This is a genomic window from Flavobacterium sp. 140616W15 (assembly GCF_003668995.1).
Classification (GTDB): domain Bacteria; phylum Bacteroidota; class Bacteroidia; order Flavobacteriales; family Flavobacteriaceae; genus Flavobacterium.
This window is the reverse complement of record NZ_CP033068.1, coordinates 1,821,579-1,842,812: the sequence shown is the minus strand read 5'-3', so window position 1 is coordinate 1,842,812 and position 21,234 is coordinate 1,821,579. Positions and strand designations below refer to the sequence as shown.

The window sequence follows — 21,234 nt, the reverse complement described above, 5'->3', positions numbered from 1 at the left end:
ATCATGTTTAGAAAATTTATAGAAAATCCGGTATTATCCACGGTAATATCGATAATAATAGTGATTTTGGGATTATTAGGATTGGCTTCATTGCCTATCTCTCAATATCCCGAAATTGCTCCACCTACAGTTGTTGTAACAGCTTCGTATCAAGGAGCAAGTGCCGATGTGGTCATGAAAAGTGTGATTGTTCCTTTAGAAGAACAGATAAATGGAGTAGAGAATATGAGCTATATGACTTCTACTGCAAGCAGCAATGGTAATGCATCAATAACGATATTCTTTAAGCAGGGAACTAACCCTGATATGGCTGCAGTAAATGTTCAGAACAGAGTTACAAAAGCTACAAGTTTATTACCTAATGAGGTCATAAAATCTGGGATTACAACAAGCAAACAACTAAGCAGTACTGCTTTTAGTTTTTTGTTATATAGCAAAGATGGAAAGTATGATGAAAAATTTCTCGATAATTATTTGAGAATAAATATTATGCCAGAGATGAAACGTGTCGAAGGTGTAGGAGGGACAGAAATTTATACGAGCCAGGAATATTCAATGCGTATTTGGTTAAAACCTGATGCGATGGCAAGTCAAGGCCTTGTTCCTGATGATATCATCGCGGCATTAAAAGAACAAAATATCGAAGCAGCCCCAGGGAAAATTGGAGAAAATAGTAAAGAATCAGTTCAATATGCTCTAAAATTTACAGGAAGATTAGAAAGCCCTGCTGCCTTTGAAAACATTGTTTTACGAAGTGGTAAACAGGGGAGTTTGTTGCGCTTAAAAGATGTAGCTGATATTGAGTTTGGTGCTTTAGATTATACGACTTCATTAATTACTCAAGGAAAAGTTTCTTCGGGAGGAGCAATAAGTCAAATTTCAGGATCCAATGCCAGAGAGCTTATTATTGCTTGTGAAGACATCTTAAAAAAAGCATCTAAAGATTTCCCTCCAGGATTAGAGTATCATACATTTCTAAATGCCAATGACTTTTTAGACGCTTCAATCGAAAAGGTGGTTTATACTATTATTGAAGCTTTTATTCTGGTTTTTATTGTTGTATTTATCTTTTTGCAAGATTTTAGATCTACATTAATTCCAGCAATTGCAGTTCCAGTATCGATTATCGGTACCTTCTTTTTCTTGAAGTTATTTGGCTTTACGATTAATTTATTGACTCTTTTTGCTTTGGTTCTTGCTATTGGTATTGTCGTGGATGATGCGATTGTAGTTGTTGAGGCTGTTCATGCAAAATTAGATCAAGGTGCAAAATCGGCTAAGAAAGCGACTATACATGCTATGAGTGAGATTAGTGGAGCGATTATATCAATCACCTTAATTATGTCAGCAGTATTTATTCCGGTTACATTCATTACAGGTTCGGCGGGTGTGTTTTACAAACAATTCGGATTGACATTGGCAGTAGCCATATTAATTTCTGCAGTTAATGCATTGACTTTAAGTCCTGCTCTTTGTGCTATATTATTAAAACCACACGATTCACAAAAATCAGATTATCCCAAAGGTTTCTTGCCTAAATTCTATGCGAGTTTTAATGTAGCTTTTGAAACGGTTACAAATAAATATATTAATGCAGTTCGATTCCTGATTCGTAGAAAATGGATATCCTTAGTTGCAATTGCAATTTTCGGAATAGTGTTCTATGTACTTATGAAAAATACGCCAACTGGTTTTGTACCTAATGATGATGGAGGAGCTATTTTTGGAAATGTAGTTTTACCACCATCTTCGACTCTGGAACGTACCGAAGAAATTACCAAAGAAATTGATAGTATTGCGAGAAGTATTCCAGAAATAGAGCTTTCATCGACACTTTCTGGAATGGATTTAATTCATGGAAATGGAGGTTCTTATGGAGCATTGTTTATTAGGCTAAAGCCATGGAACGAAAGAAAAGGCAAAACTCAGGATGTTAACTCAATCGTTGGTCAGTTGTTTGCAAAAACAGCACATATAAAAGGGGCAAGTATTATTTTCTTTGCTGCACCAACCTTACAAGGATTTGGAAATAGCAATGGATTCGAAGTACAATTGCAAGATAAAACGGGAGGTAGCTATCAGAATTTTGATAAAAATATCGGAAAATTTATGGCAGCAATCAATCAAAGACCTGAGATTATGTATGCAACAAGTCCGTTTAATATTGGATTCCCAGAAATGGAAGTCAATGTAAACGTAGCAAAGTGCAAAGACGCAGGTGTGTCTGTAAATACGGTGCTTAATACGCTCCAAGGGTATTTTGGCGGAATTTATGCTTCGGATATTAATAGATTTGGAAAACAATATCGGGTGATGTTACAATCGCATCCTGACTATAGAGCAAAAGAAAGTGATATCAATAAAATATTTGTCAGAACAGATAAAGGAGCAATGGCTCCAATATCGGAATTTGTAACGTTGAAAAAAACATACGGTCCTGAATTTCTAAATCGGTTTAATTTATTTACGTCTACTACAGTTACAGGCGCACCAAATGCAGGATATAGTTCTGGTGATGCGATAAAGGCAATCGAGGAAGTGGCTGCCCAAACATTAGACAGAGGATATACATATCAGTTTTCTGGTTTAACCAAAGAAGAGCTTTCTAGCGGAAGCCAAACAATATTAATCTTTGGGCTTTGTTTGATCTTTATTTACTTTTTGCTAAGTGCACAATACAAGAGTTATATTTTGCCATTTTCGGTATTGTTATCCTTACCAATAGGACTTGCGGGAGCATTTATATTTGCGAATCTTTTTGGGGTTGACAATAATATTTTCCTTCAGATAAGTTTGATTATGTTAATAGGTCTTTTGGCCAAAAATGCAATTCTTATTGTAGAGTTTGCACTATTACATCGCTTAAGCGGAAGAAGTCTAGTACAGTCCGCAATATTTGGAGCAAGAGCCAGATTAAGACCAATATTAATGACCTCTTTTGCTTTTATTTTCGGATTAATTCCATTGATGATTGCTACAGGAGCTGGAGCATTAAGTAACAGATCAATTGGTACAGCTGCTGTTGGCGGAATGTTGATTGGTACATTATTCGGAGTTTTTGTAATTCCAGTGTTGTTTATCATTTTTCAATCTATGCAAGAAAAAATAGGTGGAGTAAAAGAACCAATTCATGAGCCGAGACAAATTGATTAAAGAAGGTTCAAAGGTTCAGAGTAGCAAAGGGACAAAGGTTCAGAGGGAATAGTTTTGTGGTTATTTTACCGCGAAGGACGCAAAGTTTTTACCTGGATGGTTTTGTAAAACGCAAAGTTCGCAAAGTTTTGTGTTGAACCTGCTTTGTGGACGCTGTGAAAACCTTTCTGAAAACTACGATTAAATTTTTACATAGACCATAATACTACAACAATCTTGTCACCCTGACGAAGGAAGGGTCTCATTAAGTTGCTCGACAAAGATTATGGAGTTTCTCGCGGAGATTTACTACGTCTGTTCGCTATCGCTCGAGTCTCCTGCGTCGAAATGACAATATTGGAGAGAGACTTTACTAGCGAACCTTGCGGTTAAAATTATAGATTAAAACAAAAAACATATTATAATGAATAAATACAATTATAAATTAATAGTTATTATACTGATTGTTGGCAGTATATGGAGTTCGTGTAAAATCACGAAACCTTATACAAAACCAGCAACAACAGTAACGTATCGTGAGCCTGATAATAAGGACACTACAAACATGGCAACAATGAAATGGTCAGAGCTATTTACAGATGTTAATTTGCAGCAACTTATTTCCGAAGGATTGGCGGCAAATCTAGATTTAAAGATTGCGGTAGAACGTATCAACCAATCAACAGCTAACCTTAGACTGAAAAAAGCTGCTTTTTTGCCTTCGGTAGATGGTAACGTTTCTGTAAAAGAATCCAGATTAGCTTTCCCGCAAGGGTTTGGGCTTTTTGACCAATCGACACAATATGATTTGGGTATTACTGTTGGATGGGAAGCAGATGTTTGGGGTAAATTAAAAAGTGCCAAAAAGGGAGCTATTGCCAATTTATTAGCTACAGATGCAGCTAAACGCGCCATTCAGACCCAACTTATTGCTAATATTGCTAATTCGTATTATGAGTTACTGATACTCGACGAACAATTAAAAGTACTTAAAAAGACAGCCAAAAATAGAGAAACCGATGCAGAAACGATTAAGGTTCTTTTCGAAAATTCGATTATTAATGGAGTAGCAGTGGTACAGAGCGAAGCCAATTTTTATGAAGCTGAATTAGCTATTCCTGATATCGAACAAAAGATAACTGAAACAGAACATGCTTTGTGCGTGCTTCTGGCAAAATCTCCAACTAAGATTGAACGTAGTTCTCTAGAACAACAAAAACTTGTTTATGATTTAAAAATAGGAGTTCCGATGCAACTTCTTGCTAATAGACCAGATGTACAACAAGCCGAATATAATTTTAGAGTCGCATTTGAAGAAAGTAATGTAGCAAGAGCTTATTTCTATCCTGCTTTAACAATCAGTGGAGCAGCAGGTTTTTCTAGTTTTGGATTAAAAGATTGGTTTACAAACGGTGGACTTTTTGGCAATATAGCCGGAGGACTTACACAACCTATTTTTAATAAAGGAATCAATAAGGCAAGATTAGCTACAGCATTGTCTTTGCAAAAAGAAGCGCTATATAATTTTGAACTTTCGATGTTAAAAGCAAGCGAAGAAGTTTCGAATGCTTTGTCTAGATACGATAAAGCCACCTTAAAAGAAGAAAAAAGGAAAAAACAGTTAGAGGCTTTATTTAAAGCGGTAGATTTTAATAAAGAGTTATTAAATAATTCTACTACTAATTATACCGATGTATTAACAGCCGAACAGAACTTGCTAAATGCGCAACTAAAAGGAATTGATGATCAAAGCCAAAAATTACATGCAGTTGTAAATCTATATCGCGCTCTTGGTGGCGGATGGAATTAATTTATAAAATTCAAGAAAATAATAAAGCTCAATTCTAATTTTAGAGTTGGGTTTTATGTTTTATTAATTAGCTGACTTTAAATTGTCACCATCTTTATCATGCAGTCTTCTGAAAACTAACCCAGATAAAATAGTCAGAAAGCCTACAACCAAAAATGTATATCGAAAAGCATTGTGAATTTCGTTGTGAATGAGTTTTACATCACCTTGAAAAATTTTAAGAACCAATAGTCCGAAAGCAATACCAAAACCAATTGCCAGTTGCTGATTTACAGAAACTAATGAGTTACCACTACTAGTATGATAATTTCTCAAATCGGCAATAGAAATAGAATTCATAGAGGTAAATTGTATAGAGTTAAAGAATCCTAATACCGAAATAATAGGAATATACCAATAGATAGAAGTATGAATGGATGGAATGGCAAGGGTACAAATTAGGATGCCAATAATAAAAGTGTTCACCATTAAAGTTTTTCTATATCCGTAAGTATTTAATATTTTAATTACTGCCGATTTTCCAAACATTGCAGTGAGAGCCATGGGAGCGACAATCCATCCTGAAGTAACTGCCGACTGCCCGTAGGCTATCTGAATCATCATAGGTAATAATAAAGGGATTGAACTAAAACCCAAACGAGTTGCGAGGTTACCTATTATGCCCACACGAAAGGTTCTTACCTGAAATAAATTTAAAGGAAAAATAGGGTTGTTGTCGGTTAAAGCATGACGATAATACCAATACAACATCATTAAACCTGACATTAATATCAGTAAAACGGATGTTAACTGAACGGTGTTACCAAATAATTCTAAAGAAATAGACAACAGGAGCGAGGCTGCAGCAAAGATTAAGAAGCCTTTTAAGTCAAAATCGATTATAGGAGATTTATAATCAGGCATGTATTTTAAACTTAATAGAATACCAATAATTCCAAATGGGATATTAATCAGGAAAATCCAATGCCACGACAAATAATCAACCATATATCCACCAACCAATGGACCTAATACTGGACCAATTAAGGCAGGAATAATGGCAAAATTCATTGCCTTTAATAATTCTTTTTTTGGAAATGTTTTAATAAGTGCAAGCTTTCCTACAGGTGTCATTAAACTTCCTCCAATACCCTGAATTACACGAGAAAAAACTAAATGAGTTAAGTTTTGAGAAAGCGAACAGAATAAAGAGCCTAGGCTGAATAATAGTAACGCAAAAATAAATACTTTCTTGGTGCCAAATTTATCAGACAAAAAACCGCTAACAGGCATAAAAAGTGCCAGAGTTAAAACATAGCTGATAATAGCATTTTGCATGTCAAGCGGCGACTCGTTTAGATCTTTGGCAATAGCTGTTATCGACGTATTAAGGATAGTAGAATCGAGCATTTGCATGAAAATGGAAGTCGCCAATATGAGGGGTAATACTTTTTTGATTGTTTCCTTGTTTTGTCCTGCACTATTTGCATTCATCTTTAATATTTTATTTAGAATTTAAATATGAGTTTATTTTAAAATCTTGTTCGTTTCATTTATCAGAGAAGTCATTAATTCTTTTGCATTATAATAAGGTTCTTTCTAGCATTAATGAGTAAGACAATCAATAGTAAACTGGAGGTTTATATACGACTGATATCAAATTTAATCATTTCTCGATTAAGAAATAATCAGAATCCAGATTTTCATTATTTAGGTTTGATTTAATATATTTACAAAAATATAAAATGAATAGAAAAGGTTGTCTTCCTCCGCCAAGATTTTAATTTCAGTCTAAAATTAAGATGAAGTTTTATAGTTGATAATTAATCGACTGTTTTGTTATGCTTCATTGTTTACTTAGTATTAAATTAAAATTTTGTTCGGTTCTTCCGGCAGACAATTCTTTATGAAAAATTCCTATTTATTATTACACGTGGCTGTAATACTTTCTGGTTTTACCGGTATTTTCGGTAAGCTTATTTCCCTTAACGAAGGTTTATTAGTTTGGTATAGAACTTTGTTTTCGGCTATTATTCTATTTCTCCTTTTAAAGTTGACAAAGACTTCAAGTCAAATGAAGAGCTATGAAAAAATAAATATTTCTAAAATAGGTATTTGCATAGCCATTCATTGGGTGTTTTTTTATGCAAGTATAAAATATTCTAACATTTCTATAGGTGTTATTTGTTATTGCCTTACCAGTTTTTTTACTGCGATTTTTGATCCATTGATTAATAGAAAAAGATTGTTTTTTCTCAATTGTTATTTAGTGCGATAACGGTATTTGGGATTAGCTTAATCTTTCACTTTGACGGATCATATCAAACAGGAATTTTACTAGGTGTGATATCATCAGCATTTGCAGCAGTTTACACTATTTATAATGAAAAATTAGTTAGAGTTTATGATAGTAAAGTCATTAATTACTATCAGATGATTGGAGGGATAATAGGTTTAACAATTCTAATGCCCATCTATTTAAGTTTCTTTCCTGCACAGAGTTTAATTCCAAGCAGAGAAGATTTCTTTTACTTGATTTTATTGTCGCTATTTTGTACTGTTGGGTTGTATGTTTTATTTGCTGAATCCTTAAAAAGATTCCAGCTTTTACGGTTAATCTTAGTTTTAATTTAGAACCTATTTATGCAATAATCTTGGCCTTCGTCTTTTTTAATGAAGGTAAAGAAGTGAATAATTCATTTTATATTGGATTGTTTTTTGTGATGAGTTCAGTCATTTTACAAACAATAATTTCTTTACGAAAACAGAAGTAAACGTAATAAGCCTCTCAAGTTATTTTGAGAGGTTTATTTTTTTCGTATTGACTATGGAAACGATTGTCTAAAATCTGAGCTACCATTATGATTACTAAAATAGAGCATATGTAAGATTAATAAAGAAGTTTCGTCCTTGTCGCGGAATTTTATTCCAATCGGAGAATGTGGTATAATATTTATCAAGCATATTTTCTATTCCAGCCTGAATGTTTAGCTTGTTATGATTCCATGGCAATGTATATCCTGCATTTAAATTAAAAATCACATAATCAGGTGTTTTGTTTTCTCCATATACAGGAGCGAATTTTGTTTGTGTTAAATTTCCAGAGGCACCAAATCCTAGATTAAAGTGTTCTTTTTTGTATTGAATATTCCCCGAATAACGTAACGGACTTATAAATGGGAGATTATTGTTATGATTGTCTTTTCCGTAGCTATAAACAAACATTGTTTTAAAGTTCCAATTTTCTGCAATTTTATATTCCAGATTCAAATCGGTATTAAAAATTGTACCATAATTTAAAGCGTTATATACTTTTACTCCCGAAGCTCCAATAGTCATTGGTTGTATGTTGGTATCAATCTTGCCGACAATATAATCCTGAATATGAAAAAATGACGAAGTTAAACTAGCGATAAATCTCTCGGTTTTAAATCCAAAAGAGAGATTCGCTTCAAATGATTTTTCGTTTTCTAGATTAGGATTTCCGATATAATCATAAAAATCATTGCTGTTGTATAGATAATAGCCATAGCCTTCAGAAACTGATGGTGCTCTTTCGCCGTAGGCTAAACCCAAACCATATTCAAATTTATCATGATGCAAAATGTAATTTCCAGACAGACTTTTTAAGATTCTATTTTTGGATGCATTCATATCAGGATAAAATATCTGTAGGCTTTGCAAACCAAATTCATCTGCCACCTTATTTGATTGCATTCCGATATTTGCAAAAAGTTTGACGGTAGAGTTTGAGGAAACTTGTATTGCATCTTCTAAATACACCCCGTTATATAATGTTCTAACATCGGGCCAAGTGTACATAAACATTGCGTTTTCACTAGGATTGTTAGGATACATGGTCATTTCGGCAATCGATTTATTGTAAAAACCATTAAGGTTTGTCATAAAGTGATGGTTTTTGAATTTCCCTTTTAATTTTGAATAGTATCCGTAGGTGTCTGACCAACCTGGCATATCCATATGAATGGGCACGTTTGGTCTTTTGGTATCGTCCATTCTGTGGGTTATGGTATTAAAATATACTTTCGTTTCCCAATTGGTGAAATGGGTAGAAGCAGGAATGTAATTGTAACGTAATGAGGTTATTGTGGCTTTTGCCAAAGAAACATCCATAGGTAGTGCAGGATAACCTACATCTGTAGCTTTATCATAAATTATAGAACCTTCTATTAAGCTTTTTTTGTTTAGATAATAGCCTGCCGTGGCTGATAGATTGTATTTTGTAAATTGAGAAAAATTAATCTCTTGATGATTTCCAGCTTTGTAATTTTCAGCATCGCGATAGGTAAAATCAGTATTGAAGTAAAATGAACTATGATTGTAGCCTATGGATGTTCCGATGATTTTTTGCTGATTATTAGTTTCGTAACCTGTTTTAAAAATTCCATTCCATCCAAGTTCTTTTTGAATAAGGTTAGTCCGTTTCAGGTCAATAGCTCCACCGATTGTAGGTCCATGACAGCTTCCTTGCTGACCAGAAGCAATAGATGCTTCAGAAAGGTTTGACACTTCAACATAAGAGGTCACGGGATCCATTTTATCAGTACAAGCACCAAAAATCCGCATGCCATCTATTGTTATCACTGTTCGTTCGGTAGTCATGCTATTAATGATAGGTTCAAGAGCATATCCGCCTCTTCGTACCATATTTACTTTCGATGACTGCTGTAAGTATTCCTCGACTGTTGCTAACGATTTAGACTGTTTTTTGTATGTTGGTATTTTTTTACCAATAACAATTATTTCATTCAGACCTATTGGAGAAATACTGTCTTTTTCTTCTTTCTGTGCAAAACAAATACTTGTAAATGTTGCTAACAGAATTGTTGCTATAGTTTTCATAATATCATAAATAATTAGAACCAAGCGCTATCACTTGGTTCTTTCTTGTTAGTAATAAAATGATTAAAATTCAAGCTCAAAGAACAGACTGCTAGATGCGTTTTCAGGAGTGACTACTTCTCCTTTTAATACCTCCCCAGAAGCATTTAAGAGTTGTATGTTAATTTTCCAATACCCAGTCATTGTTAAGGAAAGTTTTCCGTTATATAAATCTCCTGATACTGATTGTACTAAATCGGTATTGTTTGGCGAACTGTGATTACCCATACTAGGCATCCTAGGATCGATTTTTACTTTAAATTTATCAACTGCAGTAAATGTCATCATATCTTCCATTTTGTATAAACTTACAGTCATATTGTTTAAACCTATTTTAGGAGTTTTAGGAGAAATATATGCCAAAACATATCTTACACCATCTGTTCCTGTAAAAGAGTTTACGATACGTTTGTCTGAAGCAGTAACGCTTATCGGTGTCGTTACTGTATAATCAATAGCATTAATGGTATAATTAATTTTTAATTCCCAAAAATCAGAGGTGTTTTGAGCCATTTGAAAAATGATATTACCATTATATAGTGTTTGTTTATCGGAGACTTTTTCAATTAAAGATTTAGGGCAAGAATGTTTCATTGTTGCCATATTCATTATAGGCACCCAGTTAAGAGATGCATTGGTTACATATTTGTTGGTTGTTTTGTCTTTTATCCTTAATGAGATTTGATTGTAGCCTTGTGTAAGCTTTCCTGTTTCTGTATAAAGTTCAACAGTATGATTATCATTAGATAGTTCTTGAACTTTAATAAGTCCTGAAGTTTCGTTAATAGGGTTTTCTGGTGCTGAATCACTATCAGAGGAACAAGAAAAAAAGGAAATTGCTAAAATGAGGACTGATAAATATTTTAAATTTTTCATGAGTATTAAATTAAAAATGGATAATAAAATGCTTGTCGGTTGAAAGACCGAGAAGACAATTAAAAAAGATTTCAAAAATTAATACAGAAGGGCAGGTGGACGAAAGAGATGGTTAATATTAGAATAAGAATAGAAATTTCTAGGAAGTATGTCTTTCTTTACTATTGATTCAATAGCGAGGTTAAAATTAAAAGAATCCATTTTTTCAATAAATAATAAATCAATTCCTGTTGGGAAGATTTTTTTTTCTGTTGATGAAGGAGAATCATTCTCAGAGGCTTTGCTTAATTCTTTTTTTAAATAACATTTTCCTTTACAATCTAATTGTGGCAGGCTTTTGTTCTCACAAAGTTCTGTTGCTATATAATCATAATTAATGATGTAGTCCAAGACTGGAAATACTGGTCTTAAAATTATAGCTATTAAAAAGATGTAAGCAAGGCTTTTCATTATATTTCTTGAAACCACAAAGTTAAGAGCAACTTTTTTTGCAAAATATGATTCTTGTCATATTAAGTAAAAATTGAGATAAAGAGACTTTTTTTACTTTTATGAGGTCTTTTTTTATTTATTTTAAGATAATAACTATTTGGTAACCAATAGAAAACGTTTTCGTTGGCTTTTACTTGTTAAAGCCTAGTGAAATTTCTTTTTTTGTTTCAATACTTTGTTTACTTTTGACCCCAAATGAGAAAATTAATTGTGCTATTTGTATATTTAGGATTGCTTCTGCTAGGCGGAGGGCAATACCTTAATGCGGGTACACATCAAAATTCTAATTCTTCTCATAGTTTAGAAAAAAAACACCGAGTAAAATTTACTAATCAAGATTCTGGCAGTTCATTAATTGAGGATGCTGACTTAGATATCGACGAAGAGCATCTTGGTGGTGATATCAAAGACGGAATTTCAGATAAACTTTTCACTGGAAATTATAGCTTATTAGATAATTGGTATTTGACAATCTCTTGTCAGTCACTTTTAAACCATTGTCAAAAGAATTTCAAAATCTTCACGCCATTTTGTGGCCAAACCAATCCTATTTATATTACTCAACGAGTATTAAGAATCTGATAAACAAGATACATCGGTTACCTAAAGTGTAATGATCCATATCTTGTGGTTGTATATTAAATTTACATCTTCTCGTATGACTGTTCATGCATAACTATGGCTACTGATGTTTTTTTTTACATCTAAAGGAATCCTCGCATTCCAAGCATTCAATCGCTTAATTACCATTTTATACCATGAAGAGAATAGTCGTGTTAACGGGCGTTATTGCCTTGTTGTACCTTACAAGTTGTACAACTAAAAAAGAAGAAAAAGAAGAAGCTGAAAAATTTACAGTGACCAATCCTGTAAAAATTGACACTTCATTTACTAAAGAGTATGTTTCGCAGATTAAGTCTGTACGAAACATCGAACTCCGCGCCCAGGAAAAAGGGTTTTTACAAAACATTTATGTTGATGAAGGACAGTTTGTAAAAGCTGGACAGGTGCTGTTTAGAATTCAGCCTAAAATGTACGAAGCAGAGCTGCTTAAAGCACAATCTGAGCAAAAAGCTGCAGAAATAGAATTACAAAATACAAAAACATTAGTAGCCAAAGACATCGTTTCAAAAAACGAGCAGGCAGTTGCTTTGTCTAAACTTCAAGCTGCAAAAGCCGAAGTTGCATTGGCAAAACTTCATTTATCATTTACTGAAATTAGAGCTCCATTTGATGGAACAATCGACCGTATTCCATTAAAATTAGGAAGTCTTGTCGAGGAAGGAGATCTATTGACGAGCCTTTCTGATAACAGTCAGATGTTTGCCTATTTCAATGTGTCAGAACCAGAATATTTACAATATCAAACTGATGTAAAAGATCGTGCAGAAACTAAAGTTAATTTGGTTTTGGCAAATGGTGAACTTTTTAAAGACAGAGGAAATGTTGAAGTTATCGAAAGTGAATTTAACAATGAAACAGGAAATATTGCTTTTAGAGCGAGATTCCCGAATGCTGCTAAATTACTTAGAAACGGAGAAACAGGACAAGTTCAGATGCTTGTACCTCTTAAAAATGCTATCGTAATTCCACAAAAAGCGACTTACGAAATTCAGGATAAAAAATATGTTTTTATAGTTGATAAAAATGATAAAGTTAGCTCTAAAGAAATCACAATTACAGGCGAAATTCCTGATTTGTATGTGATTAAGAGCGGACTTACTGAAAATGATAAAATCTTACTTGAAGGTGTTCAGAAGGTAAAAGATAAAGACAAGATTAAATATGGCTATATCGCTCCTCAAAAGGTGATTAATAATTTACGATTAAAAGCGGAATAGGGCTAAGTATAAAGTAGCAGTGTGCAGTAACAGTTTGCAATATAGTAGTTACAGTTTACAGCTTACATTTCACATTGTGAAATTCCAATTTGGTTTAATCATTAAAAAAATAAATAAATGTTTAATAAATTTATACAAAGACCTGTACTGTCGATAGTAATATCGCTTATAATTGTCTTTTTAGGGATATTGTCTGTATTGAATTTGCCTATTACGCAATTCCCTACAATTTCACCACCAATGGTAAATGTTACCGCCGATTATCCTGGATCTAATGGAGAATTGATGGTAAAAGCAGTTGTTATTCCTCTGGAAAGAGCTTTAAATGGAGTTCCCGGAATGAAATATATGGCTTCTGATGCGGGAAATGATGGTGAAGCAACAATAAAAGTAGTTTTTAATTTAGGTACTGATCCTAATCAGGCTGCAATTAACGTTCAGAATCGTGTAGCTTCGGTTACCAATAAATTACCTCCTTTGGTAATTAGAGAAGGGATTAAGATTACGCGTGAAGTGCCAAGTATGTTGATGTATGTGAATCTTTATAGTACGGATAAAAATACCGATATGAAATTCTTGTACAACTATGCAGATATCAATGTACTTTCTGAATTAAAAAGGGTAAATGGTATTGGTTCCGGAGATATCTTAGGAACACGTGAATATGCTATGCGTATTTGGTTGAAACCAGACCGTATGTTGGCTTACAAAATTTCTGCCGATGAAGTAATGGAGGCTTTATCAAGCCAAAGTTTAGAAGCTTCTCCGGGTAAAACAGGAGAAAGTTCTGGTAAGCGTTCACAGGCATTTGAATATGTATTGAAATATTCTGGTCGTTTTACTACCAAAGAACAATATGAGAATATTGTAGTAAAATCAAATGCAAACGGAGAACTTTTACGTTTGAAGGATGTTGCTAAGATAGAATTTGGAAGTTCAATGTATGATATTTATTCAAACTTGAATGGAAGACCATCAGCAGCTATTGTATTAAAACAGTCTTTTGGAAGTAATGCCAATCAGGTTATTGAAGAAGTAAAAGCTAAGTTGGAAAAGATCAAAGAAAGATTTCCAAAAGGAATGGATTATGAAATTTCATATGACGTCTCTAAATTCTTAGATGCTTCTATCGAAAAAGTAATTCATACGCTTGTTGAAGCTTTTATTCTGGTAGGTTTAGTAGTATTCCTTTTCTTGGGCGATTGGCGTTCGACAGTTATTCCGGCAATTGCAGTACCTGTATCATTGATAGGAACGTTCGTATTCATGACATTTTTTGACATATCATTGAACTTGATTACGTTATTTGCTTTAGTTCTGGCAATTGGAGTCGTCGTCGATGATGCGATTGTGGTTATCGAAGCCGTCCATGCGAAGATGGAGGAAGAGCATCTTTCGGCATATAAAGCGACTAAAAAAGCGATGCATGAAATTGCAGGAGCAATTATTGCAATTACCTTCTTAATGGCTGCAGTATTTATTCCAGTTGCGTTTATGACAGGTCCTGTTGGAGTATTTTACAGACAGTTCTCTGTTACAATGGCAACAGCTATTATACTTTCGGGTATTGTGGCTTTGACATTGACACCAGCACTTTGTGCAATGATGTTAAAAAATAATCATGGTAAGCCTAAAAAGAAAACACCTGTAAATATTTTTATAGATGGTTTCAATAACAAATTTAATTTAGCTCAAGGTAAATATCAAAATCTATTAGCTAAAATTATTGACCGAAGAGTAGTAACTGTTGTTGCGCTTCTTGGTTTTTGTGCAGGAACATGGTTAATAAGCAGTTCGGTTCCATCAGGATTTATTCCTAATGAAGATCAGGGAATGTTTTATGCTGTTATTCAGACACCTCCGGGTTCATCATTAGAAAGAACAAATAATATTGCTGAAAAACTGCAAAAAATTGCTGAAAAAATAGATGGAGTTAAATCTGTTTCTTCATTAGCAGGTTATGAAATTCTGTCTGAAGGTACAGGTTCAAACTCAGGAACTTGTTTAGTTAACCTTAAAGACTGGAGTGATAGAAAGCATTCTGTACTTGAGATTATGGCTGAATTAGAAGAAAAATCTAAAGATATTGCAGGTGCTAATATCGAATTTTTTCAACCGCCAGCGGTACCAGGATATGGAGCTGCAGGAGGATTTGAGCTTCGTTTGTTAGACAAGACTGGTTCTAATGATTACAAAAAAATGGAGCAGGTAAATAACGATTTTGTTAAGGAATTAAACACGCATCCGGAATTATCTAATGTATTCAGTTTTTATAGTTCTAGTTTTCCTCAGTATATGATGAAAGTCGACAATGACTTGGCACAACAAAAAGGGGTTTCTATCGAGAATGCCATGAATACTTTGTCAACACTTGTGGGAAGTAATTACGAAATCAGTTTTATTAAATACGGAATTAACTATAAAGTTATTGTTCAGGCTTCTCCAGAATACCGTGCTCAGCCGGATGATATTTTAAAACTGTATGTAAAAAACAATCGTGATGAAATGGTGCCTTTCTCTGCTTTCATGAGATTAGAGAAAGTATACGGACTTTCGGAAATTACGAGACATAATATGTACACTTCTACACAAATTAGTGGTTCTGCTGCTGCGGGTTATAGCTCTGGTACAGCCATTAAAATAATTCAGGAAGTTGCGGCAAAAAAATTACCTAGAGGATATGATATTGACTGGGCAGGTATTTCTGCTGATGAGGTTGCTCAGGGTAATCAGGCCGTTTGGGTATTCATGATTTGTTTAGGGTTTGTGTATTTGGTTCTAGCTGCTCAATATGAAAGTTTTATTTTGCCATTATCTGTAATTCTTTCATTGCCAGCAGGTATTTTTGGAGCTTTCCTTTTATTGAAATTAACGGGATTAGAAAACAACATTTATGCTCAGGTTGCCATGGTAATGCTTATTGGTTTATTGGGTAAAAATGCCGTATTGATTGTAGAGTTTGCTATACAAAGGCATGCCGCAGGTAAGTCAGTACTTGAAGCTGCAATGGAGGGAGCAAAAGCAAGGTTCCGTCCAATACTTATGACTTCATTTGCGTTTATCGCAGGTTTATTACCACTTGCATTTGCCACTGGTCCAGGTAAAATAGGTAACAGAACCATTGGTACAGCAGCGGCTGGAGGGATGCTTATAGGAACTATTTGCGGAGTATTTGTAATTCCGGGCTTGTATTTCATTTTTGCTAAAATTGCAGAGAAATACAAACTGGTAAAACATGAAGAAGAAAATCCATTAACAGAAGAAATAGATAACAATCATGTATAAATTAAAAATATATAAATATAGTATTGTTTTAGTAGTATGTCTTGCTGTAGTAAGTTGTAAGACTCCACAAACAGTAGCTGACACTCCAAAGAATCCAATTCCGGAGTCTTTTGGCAGTAATAAGGATACGACAAATATGTCGGATATTAAGTGGAACAATTATTTTAAAGACAAGAATCTTGTAGATTTGATAGATACTGCATTGAAAAACAATCAGGAATTAAACATCACTTTGCAAGAAATAGAAATAGCTAAAAATGATATTCGTGTCCGTAAAGGAGCGCTTTTGCCTACAGTAGGTATCCGTGCTGGTGCTGGAGTAGAGAAAGTAGGGCGATATACTAGCCAAGGGGCAGGAGATGCGACTACCGAGATCAAGCCAGGTAAAGAAACACCTGATCCGTTAGGCGATTTTACTATAGCTGCTTCTGCAAATTGGGAAGTTGATATCTGGAAAAAACTACGCAATTCTAAAAAGGCAGCTGTAAGCAGATATTTAGCTACAGTTGAAGGGAAGAACTTTGTAATCACAAATCTGATCGCCGAGGTTGCCGATTCTTATTACGAATTATTGGCTTTAGATAGTCAGTTGGATATTGTAAAACAGACTATTAAACTGCAAACAAATGCATTAGAAATTGTAAAAGTTCAGAAGCAAGCAGCAAGAGCAACAGAATTAGGGGTTCAGAAATTTCAGGCTGAAGTTTTGACGTCAAAAAGTATGGAGTTTGAGATTCTTCAAAAGATAAAAGAAGCAGAAAATAAAATTAACTTTTTATTAGCTCGCTATCCACAGGAAATCAAAAGAGATAATACTGAATTTTTGACTTTACTGCCTGCATCAGTTAATTCTGGGATACCATCACAATTATTAACTAATCGTCCGGATGTTAAACAGGCTGAGTTAGAATTAGTAGCTGCGAAACTAGATGTGAAAGTGGCTCGCGCAGAATTTTATCCTTCACTTGATATTTCAGCAACAATAGGAGTACAGGCATTTAAGCCTACTTATTTGTTTACTATGCCAGAGTCATTACTTTATTCATTAGCAGGAGATTTGGCTGCGCCATTAATTAATAGAAATGCAATAAAGGCAGAGTTTAGCAGTGCAAATGCAAGACAGCTTCAGGCATTGTATAACTATGATCGTACGGTTTTAAATGCTTATTTAGAGGTATCAAATCAGTTATCTAAAATAGATAATCTGCAAAAAGGATATGATCTAAAATCGCAACAAGTAGCTGCTCTAAATAGATCAATTGATATTTCTAATGATTTATTTAAGTCTGCGAGAGTTGATTATTTTGAAGTGCTAATGACACAACGTGATGCATTAGAAGCTAAACTGGAATTGATTGATACAAAGAAAGAACAACTGAATGCTGCAGTCTATATTTATAAAGATTTAGGCGGTGGCTGGAAATAAAATTGGTTATTTGTAGTTAAAAAACCTCTTGGGAGTAAAATCCTAGGAGGTTTTTTTGTGTCTTAAATTTAATTTTGTAGATGTTTAAGAGTCAAATCTCTAACAACCTTTGACAAAGGTCTATATGTCTATCCAAAAGGGTTTCATGAAAACGGGAGTCCTAGCCCAGACAGTAACGGCATCCTTTGTTTGCCTTGTTTAGGCAAACAAAGATATAGTGTATGGCTGGATTAGCTCCTTATTAATAGCATTAAACTATGATTATGCCTGCATCTTTATATGGTTTTAATGGCTCATCTTCGGGGGATATATTTGTAACCAATATATTTATGTCTTTAATCGGGCATACAAAATAAGCTTCGGCAGTTCCAATTTTCTCAATCGAGCTTAATGCAATTACCGAGTTTGAGTTTTGAATCATATTCTTTTTAATTTGGGAATCATCGTATATGATACCAGTAATGCCGCGTTCATGATGTATGCTGCATACTCCTAAAATACACACATCTGCTCTAAAATTCCTAAAGAAATCGATGGTTTCGATACTACCCGTTGCAAACGAAGTTTTGCACATTTTACCTCCTGCAAATATTAATTCAACATTGGGTAAATCCTCTATTAATACGGCTACTGGAAAACTATTTGTTATAACCGTTATTTTTAAATCATATGGAAAACTGGCTACTAATGCTAAAGAAGTTGTTCCACCATCAATAAAGACTACTTGGCCATCTTTTAGAAATGAAATTGCTTTTTCGGCAATAATCTTTTTATTTTCTAGATCATGTTTTTCTCTATTTCTAAAATGCAACGGAATAGGTGATGGAGCGACTGCGCCTCCGCGAACCGCCTTTAATAATCCTTGATCAGAAAGTTCTTTTACATCTCTTCTTACCGTGTCTTCTGATACATTTAAATACTCGCTAAGCTCTAATAAAGTTACTCGATGCTCTTTTGATAAGTATTCTAAAATTACATTTTGACGTTCCTCTTTTTTCATGTGTTGCAAATTTATATTGCAAAAATAATAAAATATTGCAATATATTGCAATATTTGCGTAGATTTGTGGCAAAATAATTTGCAATGATAAAGAAGACTATTGCTGTCGATATGGATGGCGTGCTTGCTGACATAGAGGCTAGCTTGATTGAGTGTTATAATAAAGAATGCGGAACTACTATTTCAAGAGAAAGTATTCAGGGATTGAGCGAAGAAGAAGCTTTTCATGGAAGAGACATTTTGCGTAGCATTTTAAATTCGGAGAATTTTTTCAGAACATTGCCTGTAATGTCTGATGCAGTGGAAAGTTTACGTCAGTTACAAGAAAATTTTGAAATCTTTATAGTTTCTGCAGCTACAGAGTTTCCTATGTCGCTTCATGAAAAAATTGGATGGCTTGGAGAACATTTTCCTTTTATAAAATGGGAAAATATCATTCTATGCGGAAGTAAAAGAATCATTAATACTGATTACATGATTGATGATCACAGCAAAAATTTAGATTATTGTATGGGTAAACCTATTATGTTTACAGCATTTCATAACATTAATCAAACACATCATTTAAGAGTAAATAATTGGAAGGAAGTACTAGAGACGTTAGAAAAAACGCTTTAGATCTATTTGTTTTTTTTGAATTTTGACAGCTTGAAAGAGCAACTAAACTGCCTATGAATATAATTCGGGCAGTTTTTTTATGTGGTATTGCAATCAAAAAGTTATACCTTTTTTTTCCAGAAATTTAATATTCCATTGCAAGCAGATTCTTCTAAATCAAAACTTTCTGGAATTTCCTCCCAGGTACTCCAATAGGTAACAAGTTTTGTTCCTTTTGGGGTTTTAGCTAATTGTTCTTTTACATAGTTTGAGTAAGAATGAAACAGTTCTTTTTCTGGAAGTATTATTTTGTCGATTGGACAAGTTATATCGATATTTTCATAAAAGGAGTTGTAAAAATAGAAAGCATCATAATCTGAAAAGGATATCTGATTGATATTTGAATGAATGAATTCAACATTTTTCACATTATGTTTTTCGGCTATTTTTTTAGACACTTTTATAAGTGATTCCCTTTGTTCAACACCATAAAACTTCCCCCTTGTAGAAGCTGCTCCTACCAAGCAAAATTTCCCCGCTCCAGCGCCTATATCCAAGACTTTCTTATTGGGTTTATCAACAAGATAATCAGCAGCGGCTTTGGCTATTTCTACAGGAGTCCAGTGACGTTCAGAGAGTCTTTTGATACGAGTTGAGTATAGTTCGTTAAATGTACTATCTTCAATATCAATGTTTAATCGTAGTTGTTTAAAAATCATTTAATTGGCTGTATATTTTCGATTCAATAAAAAATATAGTTTTATATATAATTATGATTCTTGAGAATCAGTGGTTATAATATAGATTGTAAGGGGTTTCAAGCAAGATAGCATTAGTTTTTGTAATTTCATAATTAATTCATGATAAGTTTATGTTTGATTTTCTTAACTTTGCATCATGAATAATCATATCGTTTCTCAAGCTTCAGATTTTAATACCAACGACTTAAAACTAAAAGGCTTTAAAGTATATGAGGTTAATAGTGGTGTTAATGCTATTCCTACCTATAACCGCAGAGATTTTTACAAGATTTGTATTAATACTAGTAAAAGTCTTATTCACTATGCTGATAGAGGTATTGAAACTGATGGTACAATATTATTTTTTGGAAATCCACATATTCCATATTCCTGGGAAATTATTTCACCAATTTATAACGGCTACGCCTGTGTTTTTACCGAAGAGTTTTTAAAAGTTAATTACCGTTCTGATAGTCTTCATGAATCGCCTTTGTTTAAGATAGGCGGGACTCCTATATTCTCGTTAACTGCTGTTCAAGAGGAATATATAACATCGATGTTTGTAAAAATGATAGCAGAACAAGATACGGATTACATTTTTAAAGATGACTTAATTCGCAATTATATTAACTTGATTATTCATGAATCATTAAAAATGCAACCTTCAGAAAATTTCTTTAAACACAAGAATGCTTCTTCCCGAATTACGACACTTTTTATGGAACTCTTAGAAAGACAATTTCCAATTGAGACCAAAGATCAGCCACTTAAGCTTAAAACGCCACAAGATTATGCTCAAAATCTTGCAGTGCATGTAAATCATCTTAATCGTTCGGTAAAGGAAATAACAGGTAAGTCGACTACTACTCATATTAGCGAAAGAATTATTAGCGAAGCAAAAGCGCTTTTGCAACATACCGATTGGAGTATTGCTGACGTAGGATTTTCGTTGGGATTTGAATATCCGAGTTACTTTAATAATTACTTTAAAAGACTAACTGGAACTGTGCCTAAAACCTTAAGGGTGTAAATTGTTTCATATTCTTAATTTTTTGTTTGATAATTGTTATCTAAGAATGTCTTTGCTAAAGTAAATTTGCACAGAAATAATTAGTATTAATCCATATTAGATTATTGGCTAAATAGTAAGGTTT

Annotated in this window: 16 protein-coding genes; 10 read left to right on the top strand and 6 right to left on the bottom strand. The window is 33.7% G+C overall.

All coding sequences use genetic code 11. The features are described 5' to 3' along the window. Positions 1–3: 3 nt before the first annotated feature. Together EAG11_RS07780 and EAG11_RS07775 are read left to right on the top strand one after the other, a co-directional pair. Entirely contained in the window at positions 4–3,153 is a 3,150-nt protein-coding gene (locus tag EAG11_RS07780) for an efflux RND transporter permease subunit (RefSeq protein WP_129538685.1), read from the top strand. 403 nt (positions 3,154–3,556) lie between these two features. Next, positions 3,557–4,942, top strand: a complete 1,386-nt coding sequence (locus EAG11_RS07775) for an efflux transporter outer membrane subunit (protein WP_129538684.1) — start codon at positions 3,557–3,559, stop codon at positions 4,940–4,942. A 63-nt stretch (positions 4,943–5,005) separates the two neighbouring features. On the opposite strand, the gene EAG11_RS07770 is transcribed toward EAG11_RS07775, so the two are convergent. Then, a complete protein-coding gene (locus EAG11_RS07770) occupies positions 5,006–6,415 on the bottom strand; it encodes an MFS transporter (protein WP_129538683.1) in 1,410 nt (469 codons plus the stop codon). A gap of 412 nt (positions 6,416–6,827) precedes the next feature. Between EAG11_RS07770 and EAG11_RS22145 the strand changes: the two genes are divergently transcribed. Together EAG11_RS22145 and EAG11_RS22140 are read left to right on the top strand one after the other, a co-directional pair. Beyond that, positions 6,828–7,199, top strand: coding sequence for an EamA family transporter (locus EAG11_RS22145; protein WP_242499290.1), 372 nt, complete (start codon positions 6,828–6,830; stop codon positions 7,197–7,199). Between the two features lie 65 nt (positions 7,200–7,264). Further along, the gene (locus EAG11_RS22140) at positions 7,265–7,555 is read left to right on the top strand and encodes an EamA family transporter (protein WP_242499349.1); all 291 of its coding nucleotides are present in this window, start codon (positions 7,265–7,267) and stop codon (positions 7,553–7,555) included. A 234-nt stretch (positions 7,556–7,789) separates the two neighbouring features. Here EAG11_RS22140 and EAG11_RS07760 read toward each other — a convergent pair whose 3' ends face one another. The 3 genes from EAG11_RS07760 to EAG11_RS07750 all read right to left on the bottom strand — a co-directional run bounded on the left by EAG11_RS07760 (position 7,790) and on the right by EAG11_RS07750 (position 11,149). Next, the gene (locus EAG11_RS07760; protein ID WP_129538682.1) at positions 7,790–9,784 is read right to left on the bottom strand and encodes a TonB-dependent receptor domain-containing protein; all 1,995 of its coding nucleotides are present in this window, start codon (positions 9,782–9,784) and stop codon (positions 7,790–7,792) included. A 63-nt stretch (positions 9,785–9,847) separates the two neighbouring features. Then, on the bottom strand, positions 9,848–10,699 hold the full coding sequence (locus EAG11_RS07755) for a hypothetical protein (RefSeq protein WP_129538681.1): 852 nt from the start codon (positions 10,697–10,699) through the stop codon (positions 9,848–9,850). A gap of 78 nt (positions 10,700–10,777) precedes the next feature. Continuing rightward, positions 10,778–11,149, bottom strand: coding sequence for a hypothetical protein (locus EAG11_RS07750; RefSeq protein ID WP_129538680.1), 372 nt, complete (start codon positions 11,147–11,149; stop codon positions 10,778–10,780). 237 nt (positions 11,150–11,386) lie between these two features. On the opposite strand from EAG11_RS07750, the gene EAG11_RS07745 reads away from it, so the two are divergent. The 4 genes from EAG11_RS07745 (at position 11,387) to EAG11_RS07730 (ending at position 17,743) form a co-directional block, all read left to right on the top strand. After that, positions 11,387–11,773 (top strand): hypothetical protein, encoded by a 387-nt coding sequence (locus EAG11_RS07745; RefSeq protein ID WP_129538679.1) that lies wholly within the window; start codon positions 11,387–11,389, stop codon positions 11,771–11,773. 176 nt (positions 11,774–11,949) lie between these two features. Beyond that, positions 11,950–13,032 (top strand): efflux RND transporter periplasmic adaptor subunit, encoded by a 1,083-nt coding sequence (locus EAG11_RS07740; protein ID WP_129538678.1) that lies wholly within the window; start codon positions 11,950–11,952, stop codon positions 13,030–13,032. Between the two features lie 117 nt (positions 13,033–13,149). Beyond that, positions 13,150–16,317, top strand: a complete 3,168-nt coding sequence (locus EAG11_RS07735; RefSeq protein ID WP_129538677.1) for an efflux RND transporter permease subunit — start codon at positions 13,150–13,152, stop codon at positions 16,315–16,317. Next, entirely contained in the window at positions 16,310–17,743 is a 1,434-nt protein-coding gene (locus tag EAG11_RS07730; RefSeq protein WP_129538676.1) for a TolC family protein, read from the top strand. The genes EAG11_RS07735 and EAG11_RS07730 overlap by 8 nt, the downstream gene beginning before the upstream one ends. Positions 17,744–17,993: 250 nt before the next feature. Here the strand turns inward: EAG11_RS07730 and EAG11_RS07725 are convergent, their stop codons facing one another. After that, positions 17,994–18,743, bottom strand: a complete 750-nt coding sequence (locus EAG11_RS07725; protein WP_129538675.1) for a DeoR/GlpR family DNA-binding transcription regulator — start codon at positions 18,741–18,743, stop codon at positions 17,994–17,996. An 84-nt stretch (positions 18,744–18,827) separates the two neighbouring features. On the opposite strand from EAG11_RS07725, the gene EAG11_RS07720 reads away from it, so the two are divergent. Continuing rightward, positions 18,828–19,361, top strand: a complete 534-nt coding sequence (locus tag EAG11_RS07720; protein ID WP_129538674.1) for a 5'(3')-deoxyribonucleotidase — start codon at positions 18,828–18,830, stop codon at positions 19,359–19,361. A gap of 101 nt (positions 19,362–19,462) precedes the next feature. On the opposite strand, the gene EAG11_RS07715 is transcribed toward EAG11_RS07720, so the two are convergent. Beyond that, positions 19,463–20,059, bottom strand: coding sequence for a methyltransferase domain-containing protein (locus EAG11_RS07715; protein ID WP_129538673.1), 597 nt, complete (start codon positions 20,057–20,059; stop codon positions 19,463–19,465). A 178-nt stretch (positions 20,060–20,237) separates the two neighbouring features. Between EAG11_RS07715 and EAG11_RS07710 the strand changes: the two genes are divergently transcribed. Further along, complete coding sequence (locus tag EAG11_RS07710; protein ID WP_129538672.1) at positions 20,238–21,110, top strand: AraC family transcriptional regulator; 873 nt, start codon at positions 20,238–20,240, stop codon at positions 21,108–21,110. The last annotated feature ends 124 nt before the right edge of the window (positions 21,111–21,234 follow it).